Origin of the sequence: Streptomyces sp. NPDC059477, assembly GCF_042749375.1 — a bacterium.
In the GTDB taxonomy this organism is placed as follows: domain Bacteria; phylum Actinomycetota; class Actinomycetes; order Streptomycetales; family Streptomycetaceae; genus Streptomyces.
This window is the reverse complement of sequence record NZ_JBHYUG010000071.1, coordinates 33632-40677: the sequence shown is the minus strand read 5'-3', so window position 1 is coordinate 40677 and position 7046 is coordinate 33632. Positions and strand designations below refer to the sequence as shown.

The following is a 7046-nucleotide window of genomic DNA, read 5'->3' as shown; positions in this document are numbered from 1 at the left end:
GCGTTGATTTTTGGCACGCTGTTGAGTTCTCAAGGAACGGACGCTTCCTTTGTACTCACCCTCTCGGGCTTTCCTCCGGGCTTCCCTTCGGTGTCTCCGACTCTATCAGATCCTTTTCTCGATCCGATTCCCTGTCGGCGGGATTGTCTGGGGCTTTGGGCTTTTCGCCCTGCGGCCTTTCGACATTCACTACGTTAGCGGGTTCCCGCTCCGATTCATAATCGGGGTTCACGGGATTCGAATTCAGGCATGCAGACACGACTGAATCGACCCGATCAAGGGTTCTCGTAACTAGTGGGGTGGCCGCTCCGGCTGCTGACAAGCGCAGTACCCGGTTCAGCGGCTCGGGCTACGTTACGCACCTTCCGTGGGCGCGTCAACTTGAGCGATGCCTTGGGGTGTGGGCTCGATAGGGGCTCACCGTAGGGTCGTTGGCGATCCAGAAGCGCCATGGGTGGATGTCTCCGTCGCCACCGTCGCCGGACACCCCCGTGCGCGGGCCATTGCGTACCTGGTCAGTGGGGGCGGGGGCGCCGGTCAGTATGCGCAGGGGGGTTTCGCCGGCCGCGCAGGCGTCCGTGCCGTCCAGGGCTCGGTCCACATCCAGGGCGGTGGCGAGGCGGGCGGGGCCTTTGGCCAGTTCTCGGTCATTTCGGGCCGAGAGTCGACGTTTGCGGGCGAGGTCGGCGCCCTCGATGATCTCGCCGGCGCGGAGCAGGACCGCACTCGCGACGCCGTCCGGTCCGCAGACCAGGTTCATGCAGTGCCACATGCCGTAGGTGAAGTAGACATACACATGGCCGGGCGGGCCGAACATCACGGCCGTGCGGGGGGTGCGGCCCCGGTACGCGTGGGAGCCGGGGTCGTTGGCGCCGTCGTATGCCTCGACCTCTGTGATGCGTACGGCGATCGGGCCGTCCGGGGTGCTGCGGAGAAGGATGCGGCCCAGGAGGTCGGGGGCTACGTCGAGGACGGGGCGGTCGAAGAAGTGCCTGGGCAGGGGCGTACGGTCGGGGGTCGCGATCACGCCGTCCGAGGGTAGTGCAGACGGGTGGGCGGCACAGGGTGGTCAGGGGGCCTTCGCCTTGCCAGGGTGGGGGCACGGAACCGGACACGTCCGGATCGCGTTTCTAGGGTTCAGGGATTACCGGATCGATGTTCACGTGCGCACAGCGTGAGAGGGAGTGACATGGCGTTCAAGAAGCTGCTCGCGAGCCTGGGAGCCGGCGGGGCCTCCGTGGAGACCGTGCTGACCGAGGTCAATGTCGTGCCGGGTGGGGTCGTCCAGGGTGAGGTGCGGATCCAGGGCGGGTCCGTCGACCAGCAGATCGAGGCGCTGTCGGTCGGGCTCCAGGCCAAGGTCGAGGTGGAGACCCAGGACTCCGAGTACAAGCAGGACATCGAGTTCTCGAAGCTGCGGCTCGGGGGCGCCTTCACGCTGACGGCCGGGCAGGTGCACACGGTCCCGTTCGGGCTGGAGATCCCGTGGGAGACGCCGATCACGATGATCGACGGACACGCCCTGCCGGCCATGCACATCGGTGTCACCACCGAGCTGGAGATCGCGCGTGCGGTCGACTCCGGTGACCTGGACCCGGTGAACGTGCATCCGCTGCCCGCGCAGAAGGCGATCCTGGACGCCTTCCTCCAGTTGGGCTTCCGGTTCAAGAACGCGGACATGGAGCGCGGTCACATCCGCGGGACGCGGCAGAAGCTGCCGTTCTACCAGGAGATCGAGTTCCTGCCGCCGCAGCAGTACCGGGGGCTGAACCAGGTCGAGCTGAGCTTCGTGGCCGACTCCGACGCCATGGACGTGGTGCTGGAGATGGACAAGAAGCCGGGGCTGTTCAGCGAGAGCAGCGACACCTTCCGCTCGTTCCAGGTGGGCCTGCACGACTACCACACGACCGACTGGGGGGCCTACCTCAACCAGTGGCTGTCCGAGGTCGGCAGCAAGCGCAACTGGTTCTAGGCTCGTGGACCACTGAGCCACTGAACCATCCGATCAGGAGGTACCGAGTGACCGAGCCGAAGAGGCGGCCCCTCCCCCACGACTTCCACCCGCCCGTGCCCGCCTTCACGGTCACGAGTGAGGACGTCGAGGAGGGCGCGACCCTCAAGGACGCTCAGGTCTTCGCGGCGGGCAACGTCTCGCCGCAGCTGCGGTGGGAGGGGTTCCCGCCGGAGACCAAGAGCTTCGCCGTGACCTGCTACGACCCCGACGCCCCTACGGGCAGCGGGTTCTGGCACTGGGTGCTGTTCGACATCCCGGCATCGGTGGCCGAGCTGCCGGCCGGTGCGGGCGGCGGCAAGTTCGAGGGGCTGCCCGAGGGCGCCGTCCACGCGCGCAACGACTACGGCACGAAGGACTTCGGCGGTGCCGCGCCGCCGCCCGGCGACGGGCCGCACCGGTACGTCTTCACGGTGTACGCGGTGGACCAGGAGAAGCTCGGTCCGGACGCGGACGCCAGTCCGGCCGTGGTCGGCTTCAACCTGCGGTTCCACACGCTGGCGCGGGCTCAGCTGATCGGTGAGTACGAGAACACCGGGCAGGGCTGATCCGCGGTTCGGTCCGTTGAGGGTTCACCGAACGTTTGCCCGCCTCTGGTCTTGGAAGTGATCAGAGGCGGGCATTTTTGTTGCCGGGGGCGCGAGGGTCACCTCTCGGGGCCATCCCTCGCGGAGCAGCGGATATTGCGTTGTCCATCTCGGCGTGCCCGGCCAGAGTTGACCCCAGCCCGCCAGGGGGTGGGCGGGTGCGACACGGGAGGTGGGCGGGAAATGCGCGACACGCTGGTGCTCAACGCGAGCTTTGAGCCGCTGTCGACGGTGACGCTGAATCGAGCCGTCGTGCTGGTGCTCCAGGACAAGGCCGTCGTCGAGCAGGCCCACCCCGAACTGCGGATGCGCGGAGCGGCCGTGGACATACCGGCGCCCCGGGTGATCCGGCTGTGCCGGTATGTGAGGGTGCCGTTCCGAAGACAAGCACCGTGGTCCAGGCGGGGCGTGCTGGTGCGGGACCGGCACCGGTGCGCGTACTGCGGGCGGCGGGCGACGACCGTGGACCATGTGCTGCCGAGGTCGCAGGGCGGGCAGGACAGCTGGCTGAACACGGTGGCCTCGTGCGCGGAGGACAATCACCGCAAGGCGAATCGGACGCCGGACGAGGCGGGGATGCCGCTGCTCCGGGAGCCGTTCGAGCCGACCCCCGCGGACGCGATGCTGCTGACGCTGGCCCAGGACGACTATGCGGCGCTGCCCGACTGGCTGGCGTCGGCCGCCGCTTAGGGTCTTTCACCGCAGGGCTTGGCAGGTCCTGTGGTGGTGCTTTGAGTGTCGCCGGAAACGCGGAGTCCCCGCACCCTCGTGGTGGGTGCGGGGACTCCGCGTTTCCAGGTCCTGCCGGTCAGTCGATCGACGGCTTCTCGCGGCGTTCCGTCGGGGCCGGGGCCGGCGCGCTCTGGCCGTTGCCTCCGCCCAGGCCGCCGAAGTTGCCCATGGCGCCGGAGAGACCCTTGAGGGCGTCGCCGATCTCGCTGGGGACGATCCAGAGCTTGTTGGCGTTGCCCTCGGCGATCTTCGGGAGCATCTGGAGGTACTGGTAGCTGAGCAGCTTCTGGTCGGGGTCTCCTGCGTGGATGGCCTCGAAGACCGTACGGACCGCCTGGGCCTCGCCCTCGGCGCGCAGGGCGGCTGCCTTGGCCTCACCTTCGGCGCGCAGGATCTGGGACTGCTTCTCGCCCTCGGCGCGCAGGATCTCGGACTGGCGGACACCTTCGGCCTGGAGGATCGCGGCGCGCTTGTCGCGGTCGGCGCGCATCTGCTTCTCCATCGAGTCCTGGATGGAGGTGGGCGGCTCGATCGCCTTCAGTTCGACGCGGTTGACGCGGATGCCCCATTTGCCGGTGGCCTCGTCGAGGACGCCGCGCAGGGCCGCGTTGATCTCCTCGCGGGAGGTGAGGGTGCGCTCCAGGTCCATGCCACCGATGATGTTGCGCAGGGTGGTGACCGTGAGCTGTTCGATCGCCTGGATGTAGCTGGCGACTTCGTAGGTCGCGGCGCGGGCGTCGGTGACCTGGTAGTAGATGACCGTGTCGATGTTGACGACCAGGTTGTCCTGGGTGATCACCGGCTGCGGCGGGAAGGGGACGACCTGTTCACGCAGGTCGATGCGGTTGCGGATGGTGTCGATGAACGGCACGACAATGTTCAGGCCCGCGTTGAGCGTCCGCGTGTAACGGCCGAAGCGTTCCACGATCGCGGCGCTCGCCTGCGGGATGACTTGGATCGTCTTGATCAGGGCGATGAAGACCAACACCACCAGGATGATCAAGACGATGATGACCGGTTCCATCGTCGCTGCCCGTACCCTTCTCCGCCTTGGCGGACCTACGGTTGCAGATCTTATGCTTGTTGAAGATCTTGCTGGTCGAGTCTGTCAGACCGTCGTAGGCCTCGGGGGATGTTCGGTCAGTTGGGTCCCGCGGAGGTCAGATGACGATCGCGGTGGCTCCCTCGATGTCGACGACGTCCACTTGCTGGCCCGCCTCGTAGCTGCGGTCGGCGTCCAGGGAGCGGGCCGACCAGATCTCACCGGCGAGCTTGATCCTGCCGCTGCCCGAGCCGTCGACGCGCTCCAGGACGACGGCCTGTCTGCCCTTCAACGCGTCGATGCCGGTGGCCAGTTGGGGGCTCTGCCGGCGATGCCGGGCCGCGATGGGGCGGACGACGGCGACCAGGGCGACGGAGACGCTCACGAAGACGAGCACCTGGGCGACGACACCGCCGCCGAGCCCTGCCACGCCGGCCGCCGCGAGGGCGCCGACGGCGAACATCCCGAACTCCGGCATCGTGGTCACCACGAGCGGGATGCCGAGTGCTGCCGCGCCGATGAGCCACCAGACCCATGCGTCGATGTTGTCCACAGGGTCAATGGTATGACCGCGGGTCGGTTCGCGGACAGGGCGCAAAAGGGGTTGTGGACCCCCGGTTTTCTTGGGGGTTCGGGAGGTTTCAGGACAGCGGGAGGCCCCGTGCCGTCCAGCGGTCGCCGACCTGCTCGACGACGAGCGGGAGGCCGAAGCAGAGGGAGAGGTTGCGGGAGCTGAGTTCGAGTTCCAGCGGGCCGGCGGCGAGGACCTTGCCCTGGCGGATCATGAGGACGTGGGTGAAGCCGGGGGCGATCTCCTCGACATGGTGGGTGACCATGATCATGGAGGGGGCGATCGGGTCGCGGGCGAGCCGGCCGAGGCGGCGCACGAGGTCCTCACGGCCGCCGAGGTCGAGTCCGGCGGCGGGCTCGTCGAGCAGGAGGAGTTCGGGGTCGGTCATCAGGGCACGGGCGATCAGGGTGCGCTTGCGCTCGCCCTCGGAGAGGGTGCCGAAGCGGCGGTCCAGGTAGTCGGACATGCCGAGGCGGTCGAGGAAGGCACGGGCGCGCTGCTCGTCGATCTCGTCGTAGTCCTCGTGCCAGGTGGCGGTCATGCCGTACGCGGCGGTGAGCACGGTGTGCAGGACGGTCTGGCGCTTGGGGAGCTTCTCGGCGAGGGCGATGCCGGCCATGCCGATGCGGGGGCGCAGGTCGAAGACGTCGACCTTGCCCATGGTGTCGCCGAGGATGGTGGCGGTGCCCTTGCTGGGGAAGACGTAGCTGGAGGCGACATTGAGGAGGGTGGTCTTGCCGGCGCCGTTGGGGCCGAGGATGACCCAGCGTTCGCCTTCCTTGACCGACCACGAGACCTGCTCCACCAGCGCGCGGCCCTCGCGGATGACGGATACGTCCTGAAGCTCCAGAACATCGCTCATGAGCGCGTTGTCTCCCCTTGCAGTGTGGCCGGTCTCGGCAGTCGCGTACGCCTGTGGCTCGGGTCCGCCGCGCCCGCGGGCGCAGGCCCTCAAGGAAATCTACGCCACAGGTCGCCCGCTCCCGTCCATCGGTCCGGTCCTTAGGGTGGACCCATGCTTTCGGAACCGCGCTCTGGACGCCTCGCCGCTTGGGGAAATGCTCTTCTTGCCGGATTTGTCTCGCCGGATGACGCCGTGCTCGCCATCGTCGGGGAGGACGCCGTGCACCGGGTGGCGGGACTGCCCGGTGAGTCCGCTCCGGTCGGGCTCACGCTCGCGCTCGGCCGGCTGCGCTCGCTCGGGACGAGGGGGCTGCGGATCGCCCTGCCGGCGCCCGGGCATCCGCTGGGGCTGAGCGGCCCGCCGGACTTCAACGCGCGCGCGTTGGACGCCGAGGAGGCGGTGATCTGTCATGGCGCCGCGCTGGGTCTGGTGCCGGAGGTGTCCGAGGCCGGGCCGCGGGGCGACGTCCATGTCGAGGTCGTCTGGCACTGTCTCGCCGTACGGGAGGCGCCGCCCGCCGATGTGCCCTCGCTCGGCGAGGCGGAGCGGGAGCTGGCGGAGGCGCTGCGGGAGGCGACCCAGGTGCTGACGCGGCTGGACGTGGCCGCCTCGGGGCCGGTCGCGGAGGCGGCGATCGACGCGTACCGGGCGCGGGCCGAGCGGGGACGCGAGGTGCTGGCGCCGGGGTATCCGCCGCGCGCCGTACGGGTGCTGGAGCTGGCGCAGCGGGTGGGGCTGCTGATCTCCGTGGCGCAGGAGAGCCACGCGAGCGGGGATGTGCGGGCCGGGGCGGTGAGCGCGTCGGAGATGGCGGCGCGGGGGGCCGCGCTGCGGCCGGTGGAGCGGGTGGCCCGGCGGGCGCTGGTCGCGGCGTACAACTCCGTTGTGGAGGAGGGGGAGAAGGGGGCTCGGTAGGCGGCGAGCGGGAGTAGGGGGCTCGGTGGGCGGCGGCCGGGAGAAGGAGGCTCGGTAGCTGGCGAGCGGGAGAAGGGGGCTCGGCAGCCGGGGGTCGGGAGAAGTGGGTTCGGCTGGCGGCGGCCGAGAGAAGAGGGCTCGGCTGGCGACGGCCGGGAGAAGGAGGTTCGGTGGGCGGCGATGTGAAGGGGGGGCCCGCCACGGTCTCCCAGGCGGGCCCGGGTGTGCGGCCGCGGGGGCGGTTGTTGGACCCCGGGGTGGGGGCCACGGGGGGGCGCCCGCGC

At 69.3% G+C, this 7046-nt stretch carries 8 protein-coding genes; 4 read left to right on the top strand and 4 right to left on the bottom strand.

All coding sequences use genetic code 11. The annotated features are described in order from the left end of the window. Positions 1-376: 376 nt before the first annotated feature. Positions 377-1027, bottom strand: a complete 651-nt coding sequence (locus ACFXAZ_RS28645; protein WP_384597069.1) for a DNA-3-methyladenine glycosylase — start codon at positions 1025-1027, stop codon at positions 377-379. A 162-nt stretch (positions 1028-1189) separates the two neighbouring features. On the opposite strand from ACFXAZ_RS28645, the gene ACFXAZ_RS28640 reads away from it, so the two are divergent. From ACFXAZ_RS28640 to ACFXAZ_RS28630, 3 genes are all read left to right on the top strand, one after another. Continuing rightward, positions 1190-1972: a sporulation protein gene (locus tag ACFXAZ_RS28640; protein ID WP_384597067.1), complete on the top strand. Its 783-nt coding sequence runs from the start codon at positions 1190-1192 to the stop codon at positions 1970-1972. Between the two features lie 47 nt (positions 1973-2019). After that, on the top strand, positions 2020-2559 hold the full coding sequence (locus tag ACFXAZ_RS28635) for a YbhB/YbcL family Raf kinase inhibitor-like protein (protein ID WP_384597065.1): 540 nt from the start codon (positions 2020-2022) through the stop codon (positions 2557-2559). A gap of 222 nt (positions 2560-2781) precedes the next feature. After that, complete coding sequence (locus ACFXAZ_RS28630) at positions 2782-3288, top strand: HNH endonuclease (protein ID WP_384597063.1); 507 nt, start codon at positions 2782-2784, stop codon at positions 3286-3288. Positions 3289-3406: 118 nt separating this feature from the next. On the opposite strand, the gene ACFXAZ_RS28625 is transcribed toward ACFXAZ_RS28630, so the two are convergent. From ACFXAZ_RS28625 to ACFXAZ_RS28615, 3 genes are all read right to left on the bottom strand, one after another. Next, a complete protein-coding gene (locus tag ACFXAZ_RS28625; protein ID WP_384597061.1) occupies positions 3407-4354 on the bottom strand; it encodes an SPFH domain-containing protein in 948 nt (315 codons plus the stop codon). 136 nt (positions 4355-4490) lie between these two features. After that, the gene (locus ACFXAZ_RS28620; RefSeq protein ID WP_384597059.1) at positions 4491-4925 is read right to left on the bottom strand and encodes an NfeD family protein; all 435 of its coding nucleotides are present in this window, start codon (positions 4923-4925) and stop codon (positions 4491-4493) included. Between the two features lie 88 nt (positions 4926-5013). Then, positions 5014-5805, bottom strand: coding sequence for an ABC transporter ATP-binding protein (locus ACFXAZ_RS28615; RefSeq protein ID WP_382690930.1), 792 nt, complete (start codon positions 5803-5805; stop codon positions 5014-5016). A gap of 153 nt (positions 5806-5958) precedes the next feature. Between ACFXAZ_RS28615 and ACFXAZ_RS28610 the strand changes: the two genes are divergently transcribed. Then, a complete protein-coding gene (locus ACFXAZ_RS28610) occupies positions 5959-6762 on the top strand; it encodes a hypothetical protein (protein ID WP_384597057.1) in 804 nt (267 codons plus the stop codon). Positions 6763-7046: the final 284 nt, after the last annotated feature.